Source organism: Bradyrhizobium sp. 159 (assembly GCF_023073795.1).
GTDB lineage: Bacteria > Pseudomonadota > Alphaproteobacteria > Rhizobiales > Xanthobacteraceae > Bradyrhizobium.
This window is the reverse complement of record NZ_JADPKE010000061.1, coordinates 65,666-86,976: the sequence shown is the minus strand read 5'-3', so window position 1 is coordinate 86,976 and position 21,311 is coordinate 65,666. Positions and strand designations below refer to the sequence as shown.

The following is a 21,311-nucleotide window of genomic DNA, read 5'->3' as shown; positions in this document are numbered from 1 at the left end:
CGCAGTCTGCGAGCCTAACCGGCCTCGCGGCGTCGGCTCTCGCTGCCTTCGCGTCGGGCGAGACGGCTGCGATGCAGCGCGAACAGCTCCAGCATCTTGTCGGCCGGTTTCGCGGCGCTGAAAAGATAGCCCTGCATCTCCGAACAACCGAGCGCCCGGAGCAGGCGCTGCTGCTCTTCGGTTTCGACGCCCTCGGCCGTGGTGGTCATGCGGCGGGCGGCAGCTAAGTTGACAACGGCCTGGACGATGCTGGCGGAGCCGTCGGGGCCGGCGATGTCTTCGACGAAGCAGCGGTCGATCTTGATCTTGTCGAAGGGGAAGCGGTGCAGATAGCTCAGCGACGAGTAGCCGGTGCCGAAATCGTCCAGCGCGATGCGCACCCCGATGGCGCGAAGCTGGTGCAGGATCGCCAGCGCTGCTTCGTCGTCGCGGATCAGCACGGCCTCGGTGATCTCGAGCTCGAGCCGGCTCGCCGGGAGGTCCGAGGCGGCCAGCGCCGCCATGATCTTGAGCGCCAGCGTGCCGCTCTTGAATTGCACTGGCGAGACGTTGACGGCGAGGCGGATGTCGTCGGGCCAGATGGCTGCGTCCCGGCAGGCGGTCGCCAGCACCCATTCGCCGATCTCGTTGATCAGGCCGGTGTCTTCGGCGATCGGGATGAACTCGGCTGGCGAGACCATGCCGCGCTCGGGATGGCGCCAGCGCACCAGCGCCTCGCAGCCGGTGATGTGGTCGTCGTTCAGGCCGAGGCAGGGCTGGTAATAGACCTCGAGGCCGCCATGGGCGATGGCGTGACGCAGGTCGATCTCGAGCTGCCGCCGATCGCGAACCTTAGCGTCCATGTCCGGCTCGAAGAAGCGATAAGTGCGGCGTCCGGCGGCTTTGGCGGCATACATCGCCATGTCCGCGTTCTTCAGGATCTGATCGAGCACCTCGCCGTGTTCCGGCGCCAGCGCAATGCCGATGCTGGCGTCCGCGGTGAGATGATGGCCCATGCAGTCGAAAGGGGTGCGGATGGCCCGGAAGACCCGTGCGACGAGATCGTTGACCTGGTCCGGCGAGGTCACCGCGCTCTGCACGATGGCAAATTCGTCGCCGCCGAGCCGGGCCACGAAATCCGCCGGGCCGGCACAGCGGCGCAGGCTCTGCGCGATCGACTTGAGCAGTTCGTCGCCGACGAGATGGCCAAGCGCGTCGTTAACGCCCTTGAACTCGTCGATGTCGATATAGTGCACCGCGATCTGTTCGCCGTCGGCGATGGCGGCCAGCTGTTGCCGCAGATGCTCGTGGAACATGGCGCGATTGGGCAGATCGGTCAGCGCGTCGTAATGGGCGAGGTGCGTGATGCGCGCCTCGATCCGCCGGCGCTCGGTGATATCCTCATGCGTCGCCACCCAACCGCCGTCCGCAAGCGGCTCGTTGACGATCTGGATCGAGCGGCCGTCGGAGGTGTCGACGACCATGGCGTTGCGCACATGGACGCCGCTCAGCACGCGCGCAACGTAGTCGTCGACATCGCCGGTGAACGAGCCCGTCGCTTTCCGATGGGCGATGATGTCGTGGAAGCTGCAACCGGGCTTCACGATCGCGGCCGATAGCCCGTACATGTCGATGTAGCGTTGGTTGCAGATCACGAGCCGCCGCTCGGAATCGAACAGCAGAAGGCCCTGGGTCATGTTGTTGACGGCGCGGTCGAGACGCTGCATTTCCAGCATCAGCCGTTCCCGCGAGAGGCGGTGCTGCTCCAATAGCTTGCGCACGATCGCGATCAGCACGCCCGCGATGGCGAGCGCAGAAGACGCGGCGACCGAGATCAGGATGCCAATCTGCTCGCGCCAGTCCGTCAGGGCCGCCGCGCGCGTCAGGGTGGCCATGATCAGGATCGGGAAGTGGGGCAGGGCGCGCGAGGAGATCAGCCGGTCTTCTCCGTCGACGGGGCTCACGAAGCGGCCGGCGAAGTGATCGAGCCCGAAAACCCTCTGTTGCGAGAACGGGCCGGTCTTGAAATTCCGGCCCATCAATTCGCTGGAAAGCGGATAGCGGGCGAGCAGCGTGCCGTCTCGATGCAGCATCGAGATCGTCGCGCCTTCGCCGAGCACGACGGAAGCGAAGAATTTCTCGAAATTAGCGGGCTCGATACCGCGCCCGACGACGCCCAGGAACTCGCCGTTCGGTCCCAGGATCTTGCGCACGATCAGGATGGTCCAGGCACCCGAGATGCGACTGTGCAGCGGCTCGATCAGCACGTCAGGCGAATGCGGATCGTATTTGAAGGTGCGGAAATAGGCGCGATCGGCAACGTTCACTTTCGGGGCCGGCCATGCCGTCGACGAATTGACCAGATTGCCTTCGGCGTCGATGACGTTGACCCCACCCATGTAGGGCAACGCCTCGATCTTCGAGCGCAGCATCCGGTGGACGTCCTGCCCCGAGAGGCGCCTGCGATAATCCTCCGCGTCACGGATGCCGGTCGCGCGGACGTGGTCGACGAAATCCCGTTGGATGACCGCAAAATCCTGCAATTGCTGGTCGAAATGATGGGCGAGCATCAGCACGGTGTTTTCCAGCTCGCGGCCGGAGTTGCGCAGCGCACGTTCGCGGAAATTCTGCGCCATCAGCGTCGCGCCGACGGCGATCGCCGCGATCAGCAGCGTGCCGCCCACCACCAGCCAGCGGATCGGTCCGCTGCGCACGAAGGCCTGGTCAAAGAGGCGACTGCCGAATCTCGTCATCATGCTGGATCATTGCCGTGCACACGCCAGGATGAATTCCTGACCTCGAAAACACCCGTTGGTTTACGGGAACGGTATGGAGGCGAAGTTAGGAAGCGCGGTTAACGCGATGTGAACGGCCGGGTGCAAAGGCAACCGATGTGCGCGGCGCAGAAGGTGGATCGCTGACGTCCGCGTGTCAGGCGCGGTGATGGCCGGACTTGCCGCCGAGCTTCTCGACGAGATGGATGCCCTCGATGCGTACGCCGCGCTCCACCGCCTTGATCATGTCGTAGATCGTGAGGCAGGCGACCGAGACGGCGGTGAGCGCCTCCATCTCGACGCCGGTGGGACCCGTAACCTTCACGCTGGCGCGGACAAGGCAACCCGGCAGTTTCGCATCGGGCCCGATGTCGACCGTGACCTTCGACAGCGCGAGCGGATGGCAGAGCGGGATCAGCTCGGAGGTGCGCTTGGCGGCCATGATTCCGGCAATGCGCGCAGTCCCGAGCACGTCGCCCTTCTTGGCGTTGCCGGACACGATCAGCTCGAGCGTCGCCTTGGTCATGATGACGCGGCCTTCCGCCACCGCAAGCCGCTCGGTCGCGGGCTTGTCCGAGACGTCCACCATCCGCGCTTCACCGGACGCGCCGATATGGGTGAGGGCAGCGCCGGCCTTCGACTTGGCTGGGATTGTCTTGGATGGCTTGCGCGCCATGTCAGCGCGTACCCGTCGCGCGCGGCGCCGTCTCGCGCGCCAGCAGCGTGCGCGTGGCGGCGGTGACGTCGGCCTGCCGCATCAGGCTCTCGCCGACGAGGAAGGTCGACATGCCGACGCGCTCGAGCCGCGCAAGATCCGCGGCTGTGAAGATGCCGCTCTCGCCGACCATCAGCCGGTCCCCGGGGATCAGAGGCGCCAGAGCCTCGCTGGTCGCAAGCGTGGTTTCGAAGGTGCGCAAATTGCGGTTGTTAACGCCGATCATCGGCGAACGAAGTTTCAGCGCGCGGTCGAGCTCGGCGCGGTCGTGGATCTCGATCAGCACATCCATGCGGTAGGCGAAGGCGGCATCTTCGAGGTCTCTGGCAGTCGCATCATCGAGCGCGGCCATGATGATCAGGATGCAGTCGGCGCCATGCGCGCGAGCCTCCGCCACCTGATAGGTGTCGAACATGAAGTCCTTGCGCAGCACCGGCAGCGAGGTTGCCGCGCGCGCCGCCACCATGAAGTCGAGATGGCCCTGGAACGAGGGCGTGTCGGTCAGCACTGAGAGGCAGGCGGCGCCGCCGGCCTCATAGGCCTTGGCAAGCTGGGGCGGATCGAAATCGGCGCGGATCAGTCCCTTGGACGGCGAGGCCTTCTTAATCTCGGCGATCAGCGCGTAGTCGCCATTGGCGTGCTTCGCCTTGATCGCGCGCACGAAGCCGCGCGGGGCGGCTTGCGCCTTGGCCTTTGCCTCGACAATCGAGAGCGGCTGCGCGCGCTTGGCCGCGGCAATCTCCTCGCGCTTGTACGCTTCAATCTTGGTCAGGATATCCGACATGTCAGGCTCAGCCGTTCGAAACCGCGATCAGATGTTTTAGCCGCGCGCTCGCGGCGCCGCTGTCGAGCGATTTTGCGCCGATCGCAACCCCTTCCTTGAGGTCCTTGGCGCGTCCGGCCACGACGAGCGCGGCGGCGGCGTTGATCAGCGCGACGTCGCGGTAGGGGCTCGGCCTGCCGTCGAGCACGCTTTTCAGCGCGATCGCGTTGGCATCGGCGTCGCCGCCTTTGAGTGCGCCCGTCTCGCAGCGCGATAGGCCGGCCTCCTCGGGCGTCACCTCGAAATTCCGGATCTCGCCATTGTGGAGCGCGGAGACGAAAGTCGGGCCGGTGAGGGTGATCTCGTCGAGGCCGTCGGAGCCGTGCACCACCCAGGCTGACTCCGAGCCGAGGTTCTTGAGCACCTGCGCCAGCGGCTGCACCCATTGCCGCGAAAAGACGCCGACCATCTGCCGCTTCACGCCAGCCGGATTGGAGAGCGGACCGAGCAGATTGAAGATCGTGCGCGTCGCGAGCTCGACCCGGGTCGGGCCGACGTTCTTCATCGCGGGATGGTGCGCGGGGGCGAACATGAAACCGATGCCGCATTCGCGCACGCAGTGTCCGACCTGCTCGGGCCTGAGGTCGATCTTCACGCCGAGCGAGGCCAGCACGTCGGCGGCGCCCGAGCGCGACGACAGCGCGCGGTTGCCATGCTTGGCCACCGGCACGCCGGCGCCGGAGACGATGAAGGAGGCGCATGTCGAGACATTGACGGAGCCGGAGCCGTCGCCGCCGGTGCCGACGATGTCGACCGCATCAAGCGGCGCCGTCACGGTCAGCATCTTGGAGCGCATCGCCGTCACAGCGCCGGTGATCTCGTCCACGGTCTCGCCGCGCACCCTGAGCGCCATCAACAGGCCGCCCATCTGCGAGGGCGTGGCCTCGCCGGACATCATGGCATCGAAGGCGGAGGCGGCTTCGTCACGCGACAGGCTGGCGCCGGTCGCCACTTTTCCAATGATCGATTTCAGGTCGTCCATCGCGTGCTTTCAACTCACTGGTTCGCGCCGGTCACCTGCGCGAAGGCGGCCTGATTAATGGTGGTCCCGATGTCGGTTTCAAGCTTGTTGACGTAGGAAGCGACCTGCTCCTCGGTCTGCGCACGGTCGAGGCTGTCCTTCAGCTTCTTCACCGCCTCGGAGGCTGCGTCGACCGCGGGTTCGACGATGTCGGTGACGCGGAAGATGATCACTTCGCTGCCGCCGCTCACGGGCGTCTGCCCGACGCCGTCCTTGGCGGTACGGAAGGCCGCCGACACCACAGTTGCGGGCACGCCGGCAGGCGAATCGTCGCGCTTGAAGCCGGTTGCGGTCTCGACTTTGGCGCCGATCGCAGCGGCCTCATCGGCGAGCTTGCCGCCGGATTCGAGCTTCTGCACCATCTCGGTCGCCTTGGCCTTCAGCTTGGCCGCGACCTGGTCCTGGCGCCAGCGCGCCTCGACCTGGTCGCGGACCTCGTCGAGATTGCGGTCGCGCGAGGGCGTGATGGCGAGGACGTCGTACCAGACATAGCCGCCTTTGAACGAGATCGGGTCGTTGTCGACGCCGACGTCGGTGTTAAAGGCCTGCGACACCACGTCGAGACCCTGCGGAATGTTGGCGACCGGCTGGCCGTTCGGGGCGCGGCCGGAACGGTCGACGGCGTCGATGGTCACGGCCGTGAGCCCGAGCTTCTGTGCCGCGTCGATCACGCTGGAGCCGCCCCCACGCTCGTCCTCCATCTTGTCGCGGAGATCCGCGACCTTGACGCGCGCGCGCTCGGTCGCGATCTCGCGCTTGATATCGCTGGCAACGCTCGCGTAGTCCGCCTCCTTGCCCGGTTCGATTTTCTCGACCTTGACGATCGCGACGCCAAGCCCCCCCTGGATCGGCTGGCTGATCTCGCTGGCAGGAAGCGCGAAGGCGGCTTCGCCAACGGCGGGATCGAGCGAAGACTTGGTCACGAGCCCGAGGTCGACGTCGGAGGCGCTCAGCCCGCGCTCCTTGCCGAGGTCCTCGAACGACGTCCCGCCGACGAGGCGCTCGCGTGCGGTCTGCGCGTCGGCCATGTTCGCAAACACGATCTGCTGGATCTGGCGCTTCTCCGGCGTGCCGAGCCGGTCCTTGCGCTGGTCGAACACTTTCCTGGCGTCCTCGTCCGAGACCTCGGTCCACTTGCCGATCTCCTCCGGCGAGACCACGACGAAGGCGACCTTGCGATATTCGGGCGCGCGGAACTGGACCTTGTGATCCTCGAAATAGGCGGGGAGCGTCTCGGGCGAGGGCGCATCGATGGTGCCTGCCTGCGCGGCGTCGAGCCTGACGAACTCGATGGCGCGCTGCTCGTTCTGGAAGCGCGTCAGTACGTCGAGCATCGTTTTCGGCGGCTCGAGGCCGGCGCCGATCGTGCCGGTGATCTGCCGGCGCAGCGACACCTTGCGCTGCTCGGCGACGTAGCGCTGCTCGGTGTAGCCGAAATTGCGGATCACGGCCTGGAAGCGGTTCGCATCGAAGTTGCCGCCGACGCCCTTGAAGTTCGGGTCGTTCATGATGACCTGGCGGATCTGCTCGTCGGACTGGCCGAGCCCGAGCCGACGCGCCTCCTCGTCCAGGGCGGCCTCCGCAATGGTCTGCTGCAGCACCTGACGATCGAGGCCGAAGGCGCGCGCCTGATCGGGCGTCAGCGGACGGCCGAACTGGCGGCTGATCTGTTGCAGGCGGTCCGTGTAGATCTGGCGGAACTCGTTGAGCGAAATCTCGGTGCTGCCGATCTTGGCCACCGTGGACTGCCCGAAGCCGCGGAAGATGTCGGCGATGCCCCAAATGCCGAAACTGACAATCAACACGCCCATCACCACGGCCATAATGGTCTTGCCGAGCCAGTTTGATGAGGCCTTGCGCATTCCTCGAAGCATTTGGTCCAACTTGTTTGGCAGGAGGGGAACGGGAGCGCGTCTTAATGCAGATTCCGCAAAAGCGCGTCACCAAATTGATAGATCATCATAAAGTGGCGGCTTTCCCCCCGCAACCTCGCCTCAAGCGGCTGCTCGAAGCTGCGGTTAAAAGCCCCGAGGTCTGGAACTGGCGCGACAGCTCTGCTAGCGCATGCACAAACCTCATTTTGCTGGACATTGACATGACCGACGCCATCCGACCGCTGATCGCCGGCAACTGGAAGATGAACGGCCTGAAGGCCCAGGTTGCGGAATTCGACGCCATGCTCAACGGCGCGGCAGATGTGACTGGAAGGGCCGACCTGCTGGTCTGCCCACCGGCAACCCTGATCGCCGCCTTCGCCGACAGGGCGCGGGGCAAGAAGGTGACAGTAGGAGCCCAGGACTGCCATCCCAAGGCCTCGGGGGCCCATACCGGCGATGTCGCCGCCGAAATGCTGGTGGATGCGGGTGCTGCCGCCATCATCGTAGGTCATTCCGAGCGCCGCGCCGACCACGGCGAGGGCGATGCCCTGGTCCGGCAGAAGGCCGAGGCAGCCTGGCGCGCCGGGGCGACCGCGATCGTCTGCATCGGCGAGACGCAGGGCCAGCGCGATGACGGCCAGACCCTGGACGTCCTGCGCGGCCAGCTCGACGGCTCGCTGCCGGACGGCTCCAGCGCGGCCAATCTGATCGTCGCCTATGAGCCGGTCTGGGCGATCGGCACCGGCCTCACCCCCACATCCCAGGATGTCGAGCAGATTCATGGCTTTATTCGGGAACTCCTGACGTCCCGGTTCAGAGCCGATGGTGCCAGGATGCGGATCCTCTACGGCGGCTCGGTCAAGCCCTCGAACGCGGCCGAACTGATGGCCGTGAAGAACGTCAACGGCGCGCTGGTCGGCGGGGCCAGCCTGAAAGCAGCTGATTTCCTTGCGATCGCGAAGGGCTGTCCCTAGCTCATCCAAACCATGGGTCCGGATCCGATCGGGGGTGGCAATACCCCCTCCGATCGTGTAACACCGCGCAACTTCAGGAAAACCCGCGAAGCGCGATCGGCCGCCGTCAGGCGCCGCCCGCTTATGACGGAAGGATACTATGCAGACCGTTGTCATCGTCATCCACCTCATGATCGTCGCCGTCATGATCGGCGCCGTCCTGCTCCAGAAGTCGGAAGGCGGCGGCCTCGGCATGGGCGGAGGCGCGGGCTTCATGTCGAGCCGCGGCACCGCAAACCTCTTGTCGCGCACGACAGCGATCCTGGCCGCGGGCTTCTTCCTGACCAGCCTGTTCCTGTCCTGGTACGCCGGTTATGACCGCAAGCCGTCGTCGATCATCGGCCAACCTGGGCAGACTCAGCCGGCCGGCGGATCCCCGATCGCGCCGCCGACCTCGGGCGGTATCCTGGATTCGCTGAAGAAGGCCGACGAGCAGCAGAATCAGGCGCCTGCCGGCCCGCAGGTGCCGCGCTCGCAATAAAGCAGGGGGGCCATGCAGGTCGGCTGCTACCGTCCTGCATCAAAAATCCCCATCAAGGCACTGTCACCACTCTCAGTTCTGGATCACCCACAGGCCCGCAGAATCTTTGGGGCGGAATGCGAATCGCTTTGGCGAATCGAATTCGAGGGATTAGAGGTTAAGTCCCATGGCGCGGTATATATTCATCACCGGCGGCGTGGTTTCTTCGCTCGGCAAGGGTCTGGCTTCAGCGGCACTCGGTGCGCTGTTGCAAGCCCGGGGCTACAAGGTCCGCCTCCGCAAGCTCGACCCCTATCTCAACCTCGATCCCGGAACGATGTCGCCGTATCAGCACGGCGAAGTGTTCGTCACCGATGATGGCGCAGAGACCGATCTCGATCTCGGTCACTATGAGCGCTTCACCGGCAGGCCTGCGACCAAGGCCGACAACATCACAACGGGGCGCATCTACCAGGACATCATTTCCAAGGAGCGCCGCGGCGATTATCTCGGCGCGACCATCCAAGTGGTTCCGCACGTCACCAACGCCATCAAGGAATTCGTCCTCGACGGCAATGACCATTACGATTTCGTGCTGGTCGAGATCGGTGGCACTGTCGGCGACATCGAGGGCCTGCCGTTCTTCGAGGCGATCCGCCAGCTCAAGAACGAGCTGCCGCGCGATCATGCCGTCTACATCCATCTCACGTTGCTGCCCTACATCCCCAGCGCCGGCGAGCTCAAGACCAAGCCGACGCAGCACTCCGTGAAGGAGCTGCGCTCGATCGGCATCCAGCCGGACATCCTGCTCTGCCGCACCGACCGCGAGATCCCGAAGGAGGAGCGGCGCAAGCTCGGGCTGTTCTGCAACGTGCGCGAAAGCGCCGTGATCGAGGCGCGCGACGTCGACAACATCTACGCCGTGCCCGAGGCCTATCACAATGCGGGCCTCGATGATGAAGTGCTCGCCGCCTTCGGCATCGCCTCGCGGACTCCGCCCGAGCTGCGCAGCTGGCAAGAAATCAACGAACGCGTGCGCAATCCCGAGGGCAACGTGACCATCGCCATCGTCGGCAAGTACACCGGCATGAAGGATGCGTACAAGTCGCTGATCGAGGCGCTGTCGCATGGCGGCATCGCCAACAAGGTGAAGGTCAATCTCGACTGGATCGAGAGTGAGATATTCGAGAAGGAAGATCCCGCGCCGTTTCTCGAGCACGTCAACGGCATCCTGGTGCCCGGCGGCTTCGGCCAGCGCGGCGCGGAAGGAAAGATCAAGGCGGCGCAATTCGCACGCGAGCGCGACGTGCCGTATTTCGGCATCTGCTTCGGCATGCAGATGGCGGTGATCGAGGCCGCGCGAAATCTCGTCGGCATTGAGGATGCCAACTCCACCGAGTTCGGCCCGACCAAGGAGCCGCTGGTCGGCCTGATGACGGAATGGCTGCGCGGCAACGAGCTCGAGAAGCGCTCGCAGGCCGGCGACCTCGGCGGCACGATGCGGCTAGGGGCCTATCCTGCAACGCTCAATCGCGGCAGCCGCGTCTCAGAGGTCTATGGCGGCGCCACCGAAATCTCCGAGCGTCACCGCCACCGTTACGAGGTCAACACTGCCTACAAGGATCGCCTCGAGCAGCACGGCCTAAAATTCTCCGGCCTGTCGCCCGACGGCGTGCTGCCGGAGATCGTCGAGTACGAGGATCACCCCTGGTTCATCGGCGTCCAGTTCCACCCCGAGCTGAAGTCGCGCCCCTTCGAGCCGCACCCGCTGTTCGCCTCGTTCATTCAGGCGGCGATGGTGCAATCGCGGCTGGTCTAGACGCCTCAGCTCGCTTTCTTGACGATCTTACGGAGAGCGGCATCGATCGTCGATTGCCAGCCAGATCAATCCGTCCCGGCAACATCGGCGCCGCAAGCTCGGGCGAAAGCAGTGCCGTGACAAGTTTCATCTGCGGCCGCCGCGTCAGCCTGTAGACGGCCGCGGGTGGCACGTTCAGCATTGCCCGATCCACCAGCTTGGCGCGCAGGCCCAGCCGGTCGAGCACCGGGCGCGGCACCGGGCAGCTCATGCCGTAAGTGAACTGATAGAAGGCGCCGCCGGGGCGGATGTAGCTGAATGCGCCGCTGACAATCGAGACGACTTTGCGCATTGACATGTTGAGCATCGGCAATCCGCTCACCACGGCGCCGACCGGCGCGCCCTCATAAAGGCGATGCGTGGTGAGCCGCGCCGCATCGATCCACAATATGCGAGCCCCGGGAAAGCGCACCTGCAGCAGCTTCATGAAATCGGAGCCGTATTCGACCAGCGTGAGGTCTTCCTGGCGCACGCCGCGCTTCAACAGCTTGTAGGTGAATGCGCCGGTGCCGGGACCGAGCTCGAGGATGGGGCCGGTCGATGCGTCGATCTCGCGCGTGATGAGATCCGCCAGTGCCGCGCTCGACGGCGCGATCGCACCGACCTGACGCGGTGCCGACATCCAGGCGAGGAAGAACGAGAGAAAATCGTTGGGCATGCGCACTCCGGCATTTTGCTTCGCGCCTCGCAAATCAGAGGCGGCTCACAATCTCACGGGAGTGCATTGCGACAGCATTGCGTAGGTGATGCCGACCAAGATCACTTGGCGCGGATCGGCGGCAATGTGATCCGGAAGCATGCGCCGCCGTTCGCTCCGTCCAGCACCGAGACGTCGCCGCCATGCAGCAGCACGATCTCGCGAACCATGTTGAGGCCGAGGCCGGCGCCGCGATCGAGCGGCGTGAGCCGATAGAACGGCTCGAAGATCATCTCGCGTTGCTCGGGCGGAATGCCCGCGCCCTCGTCGGTGACTTCGATGCAAGCGGGCTTGCTGACGCGGATGCCGATCGTGCCGCGGCGCGGGCCGTGCTGGATGGCATTCTGCACCAGGTTGGTCAGGGCGCGTTCGAGCGCGACCGTGTCGCCGAGTGTCTCGATCGCTGTTTCCGGTGCGTCGAGCGCCAGCTCATAGCCCGCGGCGATGGCAAGCGGAGCAAGCTCGGCGGCGACGCCCTGGGCGATTGCGACGAGGTTGACCCGTGCGAAAGGGTGCCCGCAGCGGTCGAGCCGCTGGATATCGAGCAATTGCTCGGCGAGCGTGGCGAGCCGCGCGGCATCCTCGATCAGGCGGGTCTTGTCAGGTCCCGGCGGAAGCGACTCCAGGCGCGTGTTCAGGATCGCGATCGGCGTGCGCAGTTCGTGCGCGGCATCGGCGACGAAGCGCTTGTGCCGGGCATAGCCTTCATCGAGCCGCGCCAGCGCGTCATTGACTGCGGTCACGAGCGGCACGACCTCGAGCGGAATCTGGTCCACCGACAGTCGCGCGCCGCGCTGATGAATGTCGATGCGGCGCGCCTGATCGGCGGTCGTGTCCAGCCCCCTGAAGGCGCGCCGCACGATCATCGGAGTAGCGATCAACGTCGCCGTTCCCATCAGGAGCAGGCCGGGCAGGGCGATGCCGAGAAACATCAGCGAGGTCATGAGCACCGCCTTGGCGCCGGTTAGCGTGCCCTGCGTCGCCGTGATGACCTGCACGTTGCCGGCGTCGGCATCGACGCGCTTCAACCGCGCGGGGGCTTTGCGTGGATCGTCCTCGAAAAGCTGCCAGCCGAGCCGCGCCTGGCTGATGTGGTCGAGCGCCCCGCCGATCGTGGCGAATTCGGCCGGCACAGCGCCTTCGCTGAGCGAATGGCCCTCTCTGTCACGGACCAGGAACCACAGGTCGGGCGTCTCCGCGCGCAGCTGTTTCAGCTCCGGCGTCGCGCGCAGCATCAGGCCGCCCTGTGCGTCGCGGGTCAGCGCATGCTGCACGGCGTCGATGACACGGTCCTCGTCGCGCGCGGCGAGCACGAAGCCGGAGGCGCATAGCCCCGTGATGATGACGGCCACCAGTGCGACGAGCAGCGCGGCCTGGAGGGACAGCAGGCGCCAGCTCAGCCGCGAGCGCAGGCAATAGGGATCGGCGTGCCTGCTCACGGCAGCTTCTTCAGGAGATAGCCGACGCCGCGAATGCCGTGAATCTCGACATCCGCATCCGCTTCGGCAAGCTTGCGGCGCAGCCGCGATATGTGGGTATCCAGCGCGTTCGACTGGATTTCGTCGTCGAAATTGTAGACGGCCTCTTCCAGTGCCGAGCGCAGGACGGTCCGGCCCATGCGGCGGATCAGCGCTTCGAGCACCAGCAGCTCGCGGCGCGGTAGCTCGAACGGGTGGCCGTCGATGCTCGCCTCGCGATGGCCGACATCGAAGGCGAGGCGGCCGGCGCGGATGACATCCGGCGTGAGACCGGCGGGCCGCCGCAGCACCGCGCGCAGACGCGCGAGCAATTCCTCGACCGCGAAGGGCTTTGCCAGATAGTCGTCCGCGCCGCTGTCGAGCCCGGCGACACGGTCGGCGAGCTCGCCGCGGGCCGTCAGGACGATGATGGGCACGCTGTCGGCGCGCGCCCTCAGCTTCGGGATCAGGGCAAGACCGTCACCGTCCGGTAGCTGGCGGTCGAACAGGACTGCGGCGTGGACCTCGGCGGAAAGCGCTTCCTCCGCTTCGCAGAGCGTCGGCACGTGGTCCACCACCATGTCGTAGCGCTTCAAGGCCGATGCCAGCGCGCCCGCCATCTCCGCCTCATCCTCGACGAGCAAAATTCGCATGATCTCGCACCTCAGCCTTCAGAGCCGTTCTAGCCGCCGTATCATTGCGGCAGCATTGCGGGAACCGGCTGCGACGCGGTGACAGTGAAGGGGGCACCAGCCATGCGCGGAACGCCGCAGGGGCGGCCGGGTGAGGCTCAAGACAGCATCACGGCCAATCGTTATAACCGCTGCACTTGATCAGGGAGGAACATGAATGATCTACGAAATGCGCCAGTATCGCTGCGTGCCTGGCCGTTTGCCGGCGCTCTTGAAGCGGTTCGAGACGGTCACGCTGAAGCTCTGGGAGAAGCACGGCATCAAGCAGGCCGGCTTCTTCACGACGCTGATCGGTGAGTCCAACCAGGAGCTGACCTATTTTCTGGCCTGGGAGACCCTTGCCGAGCGCGAGAAGAAGTGGGGCGCGTTCATGATCGATCCGGATTGGCTCGAGGCGCGGGTCAAGTCGGAAGCCGATGGCCAGATCGTCGCCAACATCGTCAGCCAGATACTGACGCCGACCGCTTTCTCGGCGGTGAAGTAGTGAGCCTGGCGCGGCGGGGAACCTTGGTGCAACCCTGATATTCGAACGGTCCCGGCCGAAGAGGGTTGATCCGACCCTCATCGCCGCTATGGTCGCGCCGAAACGAGGGATTTGCCTTGAGCTCTTCGAATTCAGCGGCGCCGGTCGTCACCATTGGCACGGTCAAATTCGGCAATGACCTGCCGATCTCGGTCATTGCCGGGCCGTGCCAGCTCGAGAGCCGCCAGCATGCGCTGGAGGTCGCCTCCGCGCTGAAGGAGATCGCCGCGCGGCTGAACATCGGCCTCGTCTACAAGACCTCGTTCGACAAGGCCAACCGCACCAGCGCGTCCGCTGCGCGCGGGCTGGGCCTCGCGCAATCGCTGCCGATCTTCGCGGAGATCCGCTCCTCGCTCGGCTTGCCGGTGCTGACCGATGTGCACGAAGCCACGCAATGCGCCGAGGTGGCGCAGGCCGTGGACATCCTCCAGATACCCGCCTTCCTGTGCCGGCAGACCGATCTGCTTCTTGCAGCGGCTGCGACCGGGAAGGTCGTGAACGTCAAGAAGGGCCAGTTCCTGGCGCCTTGGGACATGGCGAATGTCGTGACCAAGATCACGGGTGCGAACAATCCCAATGTGCTCGTTACCGAACGCGGCGCCTCGTTCGGCTACAACACGCTGGTTTCCGACATGCGCGCATTGCCGATCCTGGCACGCACCACCGGCGCGCCTGTGATCTTCGACGCCACCCATTCGGTGCAGCAGCCGGGCGGGAAGGGGACTTCCTCGGGCGGCGAGCGCGAGTTCGTGCCGGTGCTGGCACGCGCGGCTGTTGCCGTTGGCGTTGCCGGCGTCTTCATCGAGACCCATCCCGACCCCGACAGCGCGCCCTCCGATGGTCCCAACATGGTGCCGCTGCGCGAGTTCGAGGGGCTGATCGCCAAGCTGATCGCGTTCGACGCACTCGCAAAGAACCCGGGCTAATGCAGCGAGGCGAGGCGCGGCCGCAGGATCACGGCTTGCCGACAGCACTCTACGTCATATCGGGCGCAAGCTTCGCCGCAGCGCTTTCGGCACGCGCGCTCGATCCGGTGCTGCCGCACGTCGCCGAAGATTTTGGCGTCAGCATCGCGACCGCCGCCGGCTTTGCTGCGGTGTTCGCCTTCACCTTCTCGATCATCCAGCCCATCATCGGCGCCGCCGCCAATCTATTCGGCAAGACGCGGCTGATGATCGGCTGCCTCGCGCTGCTCGGCCTTGCCAACATCCTGGGCGCGCTCTCGACCTCGTTCTCGGTTCTGTTTGCGACCCGCATCCTCGCCGGTATCGGCTCGGGCGGCGTGTTTCCGGTGGCGCTGAGCCTGACCAGCGATCTCGTTGGGCCGGAGAGACGCCAAGTCGCGATCAGCCGCACGCTTGCAGGCGCGATGACCGGCAATCTGCTTGGCGCCTCGGCCTCCGGGCTGATCGGCGATTTCCTCGGTTGGCGCGGCGTGCTCGCGGTGCTCGGCGTGCTGGTGATCGCCGCCTCGATCGCGGTCGCGGCCGGCTTTCACGGCGCCAAGGTCAAGCATCCGCCGAAGACCAGCCTGTCGGCACTGAAGGCCGGCTATCGCACCATCTTCACCAATCCGAACGCCTATGTCTGCTACTCGGCCGTGTTCATCGAAGGCTGCTGCGTGCTCGGCCTGTTTCCCTACATCGCCTCGTTCCTGTTTGAGCTCGGGCAGACCTCGCTCTCGATCGCCGGCATCGTCATCGCGGGCTTTGCGGTCGGCGGCTTGTTCTACACGCTGACGGTGTCGCGCCTGCTGCCGCGGCTAGGGATGAAGGGCATGATGATCGCGGGCATGACGCTGGTGGCCTCACAGCTCATGGCCGTCGCATTCGGCCCACGTTGGGAAGTGCAAGCACTGAATCTCGTCGTGATGGGATGGGGCTTCTACATCGCCCATGGCTGTCTGCAGGTCTTCGCCAGCGAGCTCCCGGTCGAGGCGCGCGCCACCGCACTGTCGCTGCATTCGTTCTTTTTCTTCATGGGACAGACCGTTGGGCCGCTCGCCTATGGCTTCGGGCTCCAGCATGCTGGCAAAATGCCGACGCTGGTCGCGAGCGCCGGGATCATGGTGGTGCTGGGCTTCGTCTGCGCCCGGTTGCTCAAGCCGCGTGCACCGGCGGATGCGCGGGCCTGAACAATACCGTTCAGGCCACGCCAAGCTGGACAACAGGACGCTATCCCCGCCCGCGATAAGGCGCGACACCTTGCTCCGGCACCCACAATCCTTTCGGCACGCGGCCGGTTTGCCAGAACACGTCGATCGGAATGCCGCCGCGCGGATACCAATAGCCGCCGATGCGCAGCCATTTCGGCTTGATCTCGCTCGCGATGCGCTTGCCGATCATCACGGTGCAGTCCTCGTGGAAAGCGCCGTGATTGCGGAAGCTCGCAATGTAGAGCTTGAGCGACTTCGACTCCAGCAGCCATGGGCCCGGCGCGTAGTCGATCATCAGATGCGCGAAATCCGGCTGGCCCGTGACCGGGCACAGCGAGGTGAATTCCGGCACGGTGAAGCGCACCAGATAATCCGTGCCCCTCTGCGGATTGGGCACGCGATCGAGCTGCGCTTCTTCCGGTGTGTGCGGCCACTCGACCGCGCGGCCAAGCTGCAGGGATTTCTTCGCCATCGTCGTCACATCCTGTTTCGGATGCCGGGATGGACGCAAATGTCGCTGTCGTCAACCGGCGGCGATGGTGTGGATCATGACGATCCGGTCGTTGCCGGATTCGCAGCCCCAGAGCTCGCCCGGCCTGCCGTCGAGCTGTCGCACATTGGCATTGGCCTTATTGCTGGCGAAGACGTTGAACCGCTCGGTTGTGGGATCGAAACGGACGATGGCGTTGGCGGAGAAATCGCTCAGCCAGACCTTATCCTTATCGTCGACATAGACTGCGTAGGGCCGGGGGCGCTCGCCCGGCAGCTTCCAGGTCTTCCAAGAGCCGTCCGCGGGATCGTGCACCGAGACATGGCCGCTGTTCCACTCGCTGACCCAGATCCGGCTCTTCGAATCGGACCACACCCGCCGCGAGCCTTGGCTCGGCGTCGGCGGCTCGACCACGCTCGCATTGCCGCTCGCGCGGTCAATCTTCGCGATGTAGCTCCCAGCGAGCGAGGCGTACCAGATGTCGCCGTCCGGGGTGACCGTGATGCCGTAGGGGCCGATTCCCTTGGGCGCCTTGAACACATTCATGTCGCCAGACTTCGGCACGAGCCGGCCGTAATAGCCGGACTGACCGGTGAACCAATACGTGCCGTCCTTGTCGAACACGCCGGTGTTGAGATTGGCGGCGGCGAACTTTTCCGGCAGGCGGAACAGCGTGACCTTGAGATCGCCGGGGTCGGCCCGCGCAATTGCGTTCTGGCCGCCCTCGGTGATCCATGGCGCGCCGTCGGGGCCGATGGTCACCCCGTGCGGGGCAGCACCCTGGCCGAGGCTGACCGTCTTGAAGGTGCCATCCTTGGGGTCGAGCCTGCCGAGCATGCCCTTGCCCTGCGCGGTGAACCACACTGTGCCGTCAGGGGCGGGCGTCAGATCGTGCAGGCCGATGCCGGCACTGATCGGGAAATACTTTGTCCGGAACGGGCCTTCCTGCGCGAAACCTGGGCGGATGGCGAGCAGGGCGGCGCTTGAGACAAGAAACTCGCGGCGATTCATGGCGTTACCCCGACTGTTTCAGATTGAGGTTGGACGCGCAGATCAGATGCCGTGGAGCATAATCTGAGGGGCTTCACGCGTCAGTCGAAGCCAGCCGTCCAAGCGTTCACATTTGCTTGCGCTCCGTGTAAGACCCGCGACACCGATCAGCCCTAACGAACGGAAGTGCACATCATGACCGCCATCATCGACATCATCGGCCGCGAAATTCTCGATAGCCGGGGCAATCCCACGGTCGAAGTCGATGTCGTGCTCGAAGACGGCGCACTGGGCCGCGCCGCGGTGCCGTCGGGGGCCTCCACCGGCGCCCATGAAGCGGTGGAACTGCGCGACGGCGACAAGGCCCGCTATCTTGGCAAGGGCGTCTCCAAGGCGGTCGGCGCCGTCAACGGCGAGCTCTTCGAGGCCCTCAGCGGCCTCGATGTCGAGCAGCAGGCCCAGATCGACCAGATCATGATCGACCTCGACGGTACGCCGAACAAGAGTCGCCTCGGCGCAAACGCCATTCTCGGGGTATCGCTGGCCTGCGCCAAGGCGGCCGCGAACTCGCTGGACATGCCGCTCTATCGTTATGTCGGCGGCACCTCGGCGCGCCTCTTGCCGGTGCCGATGATGAACATCATCAATGGCGGCGTGCACGCCGACAACCCGATCGACTTCCAGGAATTCATGATCCTGCCGGTCGGCGCATCGAGCTTTGCCGAGGGCCTGCGCTACGGCGCCGAAGTCTTCCATACGCTGAAGTCGGAGCTGAAGAAGGCCGGCCACAACACCAATGTCGGCGACGAGGGCGGCTTCGCGCCGAACCTGCCGTCGGCCGATGCCGCGCTCGACTTCGTCATGAACGCGATCGGCAAGGCCGGCTTTAAGGCCGGCTCCGATATCGTGCTCGGCCTCGATTGCGCCTCGACCGAGTTCTTCAAGGACGGCAAATACGTCTATGAAGGCGAGGGCAAGACGCGCTCGATCTCCGAGCAGGCGAAGTACCTTGCCGACCTCGTCGCGCGCTATCCGATCGTGACCATCGAGGACGGCATGTCGGAGGACGACATGGACGGCTGGAAGGAGCTCACCGACCTCATCGGCAAGAAGTGCCAGCTGGTCGGCGACGATCTCTTCGTCACCAACGTCAAGCGCCTCGCCGAAGGCATCAAGGCGGGCAGGGCCAATTCGATCCTGATCAAGGTCAACCAGATCGGCACGCTCACCGAGACGCTTGCCGCGGTCGAGATGGCGCACAAGGCGGGCTACACCTCAGTGATGTCGCACCGCTCGGGCGAGACCGAGGATTCCACCATCGCCGATCTCGCGGTCGCCACCAATTGCGGTCAGATCAAGACCGGCTCCCTTGCGCGGTCCGACCGCACCGCCAAATACAACCAGCTCCTGCGCATCGAGCAGCAGCTCGGCAAGCAGGCGCTCTACGGCGGCAGGGCGGCACTGAAGGCGCTGGCTTAAGCCGGCGCTTCGACCTGCGAAACGACGAACAGGGGAGGATCGACATGAGCGACGGCAACACCGGACTGCAATTGCGTTCGCTGATCAAGGCGAGCGGCGAGCTGGAAATCTCGCTGGTCGACGTGCCGACCCCCGAGCCTGCCGCGGACGAGGTCGTCGTCCGCGTCGACGCGGCGCCGATCAATCCGTCCGACCTCGGGCTTCTGATCGGCGCGGCCGACATCAGCACGGCGAAAGCTTCGGGCAGCAAGGACGCTCCCGTCATCACCGCGAAGGTGCCGGAGGGCGCGATGCGGGCGATGGCAGGCCGGCTCGACCAGTCGATGCCGGTCGGCAACGAGGGCGCCGGCGTCGTCGTCAGGACCGGCTCGTCGGATGCCGCCAAGGCGCTGATGGGCAAGACTATCGCCATGATCGGCGGTGCGATGTATTCGCAATATCGCACGCTGAAGGTGAGGGAGTGCCTGCCGCTGCCTGAGGGCACGACGCCGGCCGAGGGCGCCTCTTGCTTCGTCAATCCGCTCACCGCGCTCGGCATGACCGAGACGATGCGGCGCGAAGGTCACAAGGCCCTGGTGCACACCGCGGCCGCCTCCAATCTCGGCCAGATGCTGAACAAGATCTGCATCAAGGACGGCATCCCGCTGGTCAACATCGTGCGCAGCAGGGAGCAGGCCGACATCCTGCACAAGATCGGCGCCAAATACGTGGTCGATTCCACCGCGCCGAGCTTCCTCGGCGATCTCACCGATGCGCTAGTCGAGACCGGCGCCACCATCGCCTTCGACGCTATCGGCGGGGGCAGGCTGGCCGGCGACATCCTCAACTGCATGGAAGCGGCAATCAACAAGACCGCGAAGGAGTACAGCCGTTACGGCTCCAACGTGCACAAGCAGGTGTACGTCTACGGCGCGCTCGACACGCGGCCGATCGAGCTGCCGCGCGGCTTCGGCATGGCCTGGGGCGTCGGCGGCTGGCTGCTGTTTCCGTTCCTGATGAAGATCGGGCAGGCGGACGGCGCCAAGCTGCGCCAGCGCGTCCTCGACGAATTGAAGACCACCTTCGCCAGCCATTACACCAAGGTGGTCTCGCTTGCCGAGGCGCTCGATCCCGCCAACATCGCCGTGTACGCCAAACGCGCCACAGGCGAAAAATTCCTCATCAACCCGAATAAATTATCGTGATGTGCGACGGCACGTCACCGAAAGAAGGACTTGCCTTCTGAGCGAACCGGGGGATTATTCCCGCCGCCGTTGAAAGCGGAAAAACCGCAAGGCACTCAGAAGGGGATCTGCATGACCGACCTCAATCGCCGTCACCTGCTTGCAGGCGCCGCCACCCTCAGTGCGGCTGCCGTTACCGGGCTTGGACCGATCGCCGCCGATGCCTCAGTGCCGCCGGCCGGAACGCAGGCGCCGGGCTTCTATCGCTATAAGGTCGGCAGCTTCGAGTGCACCTCGATCAATGACGGTGCGCGCACCTTCCCGATGCCGGACAAGTTCGTCGTCAACGTGCCGAAGGACGAGGCGCTGGCCGCAGGCGAGGCGGCCTACATGCCGAAGGGCATGGTCACGGTGCCCTTCAACCCGCAGCTCATCAATACCGGCTCCAAGCTGGTGCTGATCGATACCGGCAACGGCATCGCGAATTTCGAGCCGAGCAAGGGCGCCGTCGGTCGCACGTTGCAAAATCTCCAGGCCGCTGGCGTCGATCCCAAGAACATCGACGTCGTGCTGCTCTCGCATCTGCATCCCGACCACACCAACGGCATCCGCCTCGCCGACGGCGCGCTCGCCTTCCCGAACGCGGAGATCATGGTGCCGGGCAAGGACTGGGAGTTCTGGACCAGCGAGGACAACGCCGCCAAGGCCGAGTCCAACGCGATGATGAAGAATTATTTCGCGAACGTGAAGAAGACCTTTGCCGGCCTCGAGTCCAAGGTCACCAAGTACGAGTGGGGCAAGGAGGTCGCGCCCGGCATCACCTCCATCGCGACGCCGGGTCATACGCCCGGCCACACCTCGTTCGCGGTCGCATCGGGCGATGCGAAGGTGCTGATCCAGTCCGATGTCACCAACATTCCGGAATTCTTCCTGCGCAATCCGGACTGGCACGTGATGTTCGACACCGATGCCGCGCTGGCGCAGGCGACCCGCCACAAATTCTACGACATGGCGGCGGCCGAGAAGGCGACCGTGGTCGGCTTCCACTTCTCCTTCCCCTCGATCGGCCATGTCGAGAAGGACGGCGCAAAATATCGCCTGATCCCATCGGCGTGGAATCCAACGATCTGATCTGGGTTAGTCTC

Annotated in this window: 19 protein-coding genes; 9 read left to right on the top strand and 10 right to left on the bottom strand. The window is 65.2% G+C overall.

Going from position 1 to position 21,311, the window contains the following annotated elements:
• Positions 1 to 14 precede the first annotated feature (14 nt).
• The 5 genes from IVA96_RS17255 to IVA96_RS17235 form a co-directional block, all read right to left on the bottom strand.
• Positions 15 to 2,735, bottom strand: coding sequence for an EAL domain-containing protein (locus tag IVA96_RS17255; RefSeq protein ID WP_247418384.1), 2,721 nt, complete (start codon positions 2,733 to 2,735; stop codon positions 15 to 17).
• A gap of 175 nt (positions 2,736 to 2,910) precedes the next feature.
• On the bottom strand, positions 2,911 to 3,429 hold the full coding sequence (moaC, locus tag IVA96_RS17250) for a cyclic pyranopterin monophosphate synthase MoaC (protein WP_247418383.1): 519 nt from the start codon (positions 3,427 to 3,429) through the stop codon (positions 2,911 to 2,913).
• 1 nt (position 3,430) lies between these two features.
• Entirely contained in the window at positions 3,431 to 4,252 is an 822-nt protein-coding gene (gene trpC, locus IVA96_RS17245; protein ID WP_247418382.1) for an indole-3-glycerol phosphate synthase TrpC, read from the bottom strand.
• 7 nt (positions 4,253 to 4,259) lie between these two features.
• Complete coding sequence (gene trpD / locus IVA96_RS17240; protein WP_247275967.1) at positions 4,260 to 5,273, bottom strand: anthranilate phosphoribosyltransferase; 1,014 nt, start codon at positions 5,271 to 5,273, stop codon at positions 4,260 to 4,262.
• 14 nt (positions 5,274 to 5,287) lie between these two features.
• Complete coding sequence (locus IVA96_RS17235) at positions 5,288 to 7,186, bottom strand: SurA N-terminal domain-containing protein (RefSeq protein WP_247275968.1); 1,899 nt, start codon at positions 7,184 to 7,186, stop codon at positions 5,288 to 5,290.
• A 221-nt stretch (positions 7,187 to 7,407) separates the two neighbouring features.
• Between IVA96_RS17235 and tpiA the strand changes: the two genes are divergently transcribed.
• The 3 genes from tpiA to IVA96_RS17220 all read left to right on the top strand — a co-directional run bounded on the left by tpiA (position 7,408) and on the right by IVA96_RS17220 (position 10,481).
• On the top strand, positions 7,408 to 8,163 hold the full coding sequence (gene tpiA, locus IVA96_RS17230; protein WP_247276044.1) for a triose-phosphate isomerase: 756 nt from the start codon (positions 7,408 to 7,410) through the stop codon (positions 8,161 to 8,163).
• 139 nt (positions 8,164 to 8,302) lie between these two features.
• Positions 8,303 to 8,683, top strand: a complete 381-nt coding sequence (gene secG, locus IVA96_RS17225) for a preprotein translocase subunit SecG (RefSeq protein ID WP_247275969.1) — start codon at positions 8,303 to 8,305, stop codon at positions 8,681 to 8,683.
• 166 nt (positions 8,684 to 8,849) lie between these two features.
• The gene (locus IVA96_RS17220) at positions 8,850 to 10,481 is read left to right on the top strand and encodes a CTP synthase (protein ID WP_247275970.1); all 1,632 of its coding nucleotides are present in this window, start codon (positions 8,850 to 8,852) and stop codon (positions 10,479 to 10,481) included.
• Here the strand turns inward: IVA96_RS17220 and IVA96_RS17215 are convergent.
• The 3 genes from IVA96_RS17215 to IVA96_RS17205 form a co-directional block, all read right to left on the bottom strand.
• Positions 10,444 to 11,178 carry an rRNA adenine N-6-methyltransferase family protein gene (locus IVA96_RS17215; protein WP_247275971.1) on the bottom strand — a complete coding sequence of 245 codons (735 nt, stop codon included), beginning with the start codon at positions 11,176 to 11,178 and terminating at the stop codon, positions 10,444 to 10,446. The genes IVA96_RS17220 and IVA96_RS17215 overlap by 38 nt on opposite strands.
• 101 nt (positions 11,179 to 11,279) lie before the next feature.
• Positions 11,280 to 12,656, bottom strand: a complete 1,377-nt coding sequence (locus IVA96_RS17210) for a HAMP domain-containing sensor histidine kinase (RefSeq protein WP_247275972.1) — start codon at positions 12,654 to 12,656, stop codon at positions 11,280 to 11,282.
• Positions 12,653 to 13,327 carry a response regulator transcription factor gene (locus IVA96_RS17205; protein ID WP_247418378.1) on the bottom strand — a complete coding sequence of 225 codons (675 nt, stop codon included), beginning with the start codon at positions 13,325 to 13,327 and terminating at the stop codon, positions 12,653 to 12,655. The genes IVA96_RS17210 and IVA96_RS17205 overlap by 4 nt, the downstream gene beginning before the upstream one ends.
• Before the next feature lie 196 nt (positions 13,328 to 13,523).
• On the opposite strand from IVA96_RS17205, the gene IVA96_RS17200 reads away from it, so the two are divergent.
• The 3 genes from IVA96_RS17200 (at position 13,524) to IVA96_RS17190 (ending at position 16,023) form a co-directional block, all read left to right on the top strand.
• Complete coding sequence (locus IVA96_RS17200; protein ID WP_247275974.1) at positions 13,524 to 13,850, top strand: NIPSNAP family protein; 327 nt, start codon at positions 13,524 to 13,526, stop codon at positions 13,848 to 13,850.
• A 116-nt stretch (positions 13,851 to 13,966) separates the two neighbouring features.
• The gene (kdsA, locus tag IVA96_RS17195) at positions 13,967 to 14,815 is read left to right on the top strand and encodes a 3-deoxy-8-phosphooctulonate synthase (RefSeq protein ID WP_247275975.1); all 849 of its coding nucleotides are present in this window, start codon (positions 13,967 to 13,969) and stop codon (positions 14,813 to 14,815) included.
• Positions 14,815 to 16,023 carry an MFS transporter gene (locus IVA96_RS17190; RefSeq protein ID WP_247418376.1) on the top strand — a complete coding sequence of 403 codons (1,209 nt, stop codon included), beginning with the start codon at positions 14,815 to 14,817 and terminating at the stop codon, positions 16,021 to 16,023. Before kdsA ends, IVA96_RS17190 begins: the two co-directional genes overlap by 1 nt.
• Positions 16,024 to 16,063: 40 nt before the next feature.
• On the opposite strand, the gene queF is transcribed toward IVA96_RS17190, so the two are convergent.
• Positions 16,064 to 16,516 (bottom strand): preQ(1) synthase, encoded by a 453-nt coding sequence (gene queF, locus IVA96_RS17185; RefSeq protein WP_247275977.1) that lies wholly within the window; start codon positions 16,514 to 16,516, stop codon positions 16,064 to 16,066.
• 51 nt (positions 16,517 to 16,567) lie between these two features.
• A complete protein-coding gene (locus IVA96_RS17180) occupies positions 16,568 to 17,545 on the bottom strand; it encodes a lyase (RefSeq protein WP_247275978.1) in 978 nt (325 codons plus the stop codon).
• Positions 17,546 to 17,719: 174 nt separating this feature from the next.
• On the opposite strand from IVA96_RS17180, the gene eno reads away from it, so the two are divergent.
• From eno to IVA96_RS17165, 3 genes are all read left to right on the top strand, one after another.
• Entirely contained in the window at positions 17,720 to 19,003 is a 1,284-nt protein-coding gene (eno, locus tag IVA96_RS17175) for a phosphopyruvate hydratase (protein ID WP_247275979.1), read from the top strand.
• Between the two features lie 44 nt (positions 19,004 to 19,047).
• Positions 19,048 to 20,187, top strand: coding sequence for a zinc-binding dehydrogenase (locus IVA96_RS17170; protein WP_247275980.1), 1,140 nt, complete (start codon positions 19,048 to 19,050; stop codon positions 20,185 to 20,187).
• Positions 20,188 to 20,298: 111 nt separating this feature from the next.
• A complete protein-coding gene (locus IVA96_RS17165) occupies positions 20,299 to 21,297 on the top strand; it encodes an MBL fold metallo-hydrolase (protein WP_247275981.1) in 999 nt (332 codons plus the stop codon).
• The last annotated feature ends 14 nt before the right edge of the window (positions 21,298 to 21,311 follow it).

Coding starts and splice junctions, on each gene's coding strand:
- IVA96_RS17165 (WP_247275981.1), top strand. CDS start 20,299: ATGACCGACCTCAATCGCCGTCACCTGCTTGCAGGCGCCGCCACCCTC.
- secG (WP_247275969.1), top strand. CDS start 8,303: ATGCAGACCGTTGTCATCGTCATCCACCTCATGATCGTCGCCGTCATG.
- moaC (WP_247418383.1), bottom strand. CDS start 3,429: ATGGCGCGCAAGCCATCCAAGACAATCCCAGCCAAGTCGAAGGCCGGC.
- IVA96_RS17170 (WP_247275980.1), top strand. CDS start 19,048: ATGAGCGACGGCAACACCGGACTGCAATTGCGTTCGCTGATCAAGGCG.
- tpiA (WP_247276044.1), top strand. CDS start 7,408: ATGACCGACGCCATCCGACCGCTGATCGCCGGCAACTGGAAGATGAAC.
- trpD (WP_247275967.1), bottom strand. CDS start 5,273: ATGGACGACCTGAAATCGATCATTGGAAAAGTGGCGACCGGCGCCAGC.
- eno (WP_247275979.1), top strand. CDS start 17,720: ATGACCGCCATCATCGACATCATCGGCCGCGAAATTCTCGATAGCCGG.
- IVA96_RS17220 (WP_247275970.1), top strand. CDS start 8,850: ATGGCGCGGTATATATTCATCACCGGCGGCGTGGTTTCTTCGCTCGGC.
- IVA96_RS17180 (WP_247275978.1), bottom strand. CDS start 17,545: ATGAATCGCCGCGAGTTTCTTGTCTCAAGCGCCGCCCTGCTCGCCATC.
- IVA96_RS17205 (WP_247418378.1), bottom strand. CDS start 13,327: ATGCGAATTTTGCTCGTCGAGGATGAGGCGGAGATGGCGGGCGCGCTG.
- IVA96_RS17255 (WP_247418384.1), bottom strand. CDS start 2,735: ATGATGACGAGATTCGGCAGTCGCCTCTTTGACCAGGCCTTCGTGCGC.
- trpC (WP_247418382.1), bottom strand. CDS start 4,252: ATGTCGGATATCCTGACCAAGATTGAAGCGTACAAGCGCGAGGAGATT.
- IVA96_RS17190 (WP_247418376.1), top strand. CDS start 14,815: ATGCAGCGAGGCGAGGCGCGGCCGCAGGATCACGGCTTGCCGACAGCA.
- IVA96_RS17215 (WP_247275971.1), bottom strand. CDS start 11,178: ATGCCCAACGATTTTCTCTCGTTCTTCCTCGCCTGGATGTCGGCACCG.
- IVA96_RS17200 (WP_247275974.1), top strand. CDS start 13,524: ATGATCTACGAAATGCGCCAGTATCGCTGCGTGCCTGGCCGTTTGCCG.
- queF (WP_247275977.1), bottom strand. CDS start 16,516: ATGGCGAAGAAATCCCTGCAGCTTGGCCGCGCGGTCGAGTGGCCGCAC.
- IVA96_RS17235 (WP_247275968.1), bottom strand. CDS start 7,186: ATGCTTCGAGGAATGCGCAAGGCCTCATCAAACTGGCTCGGCAAGACC.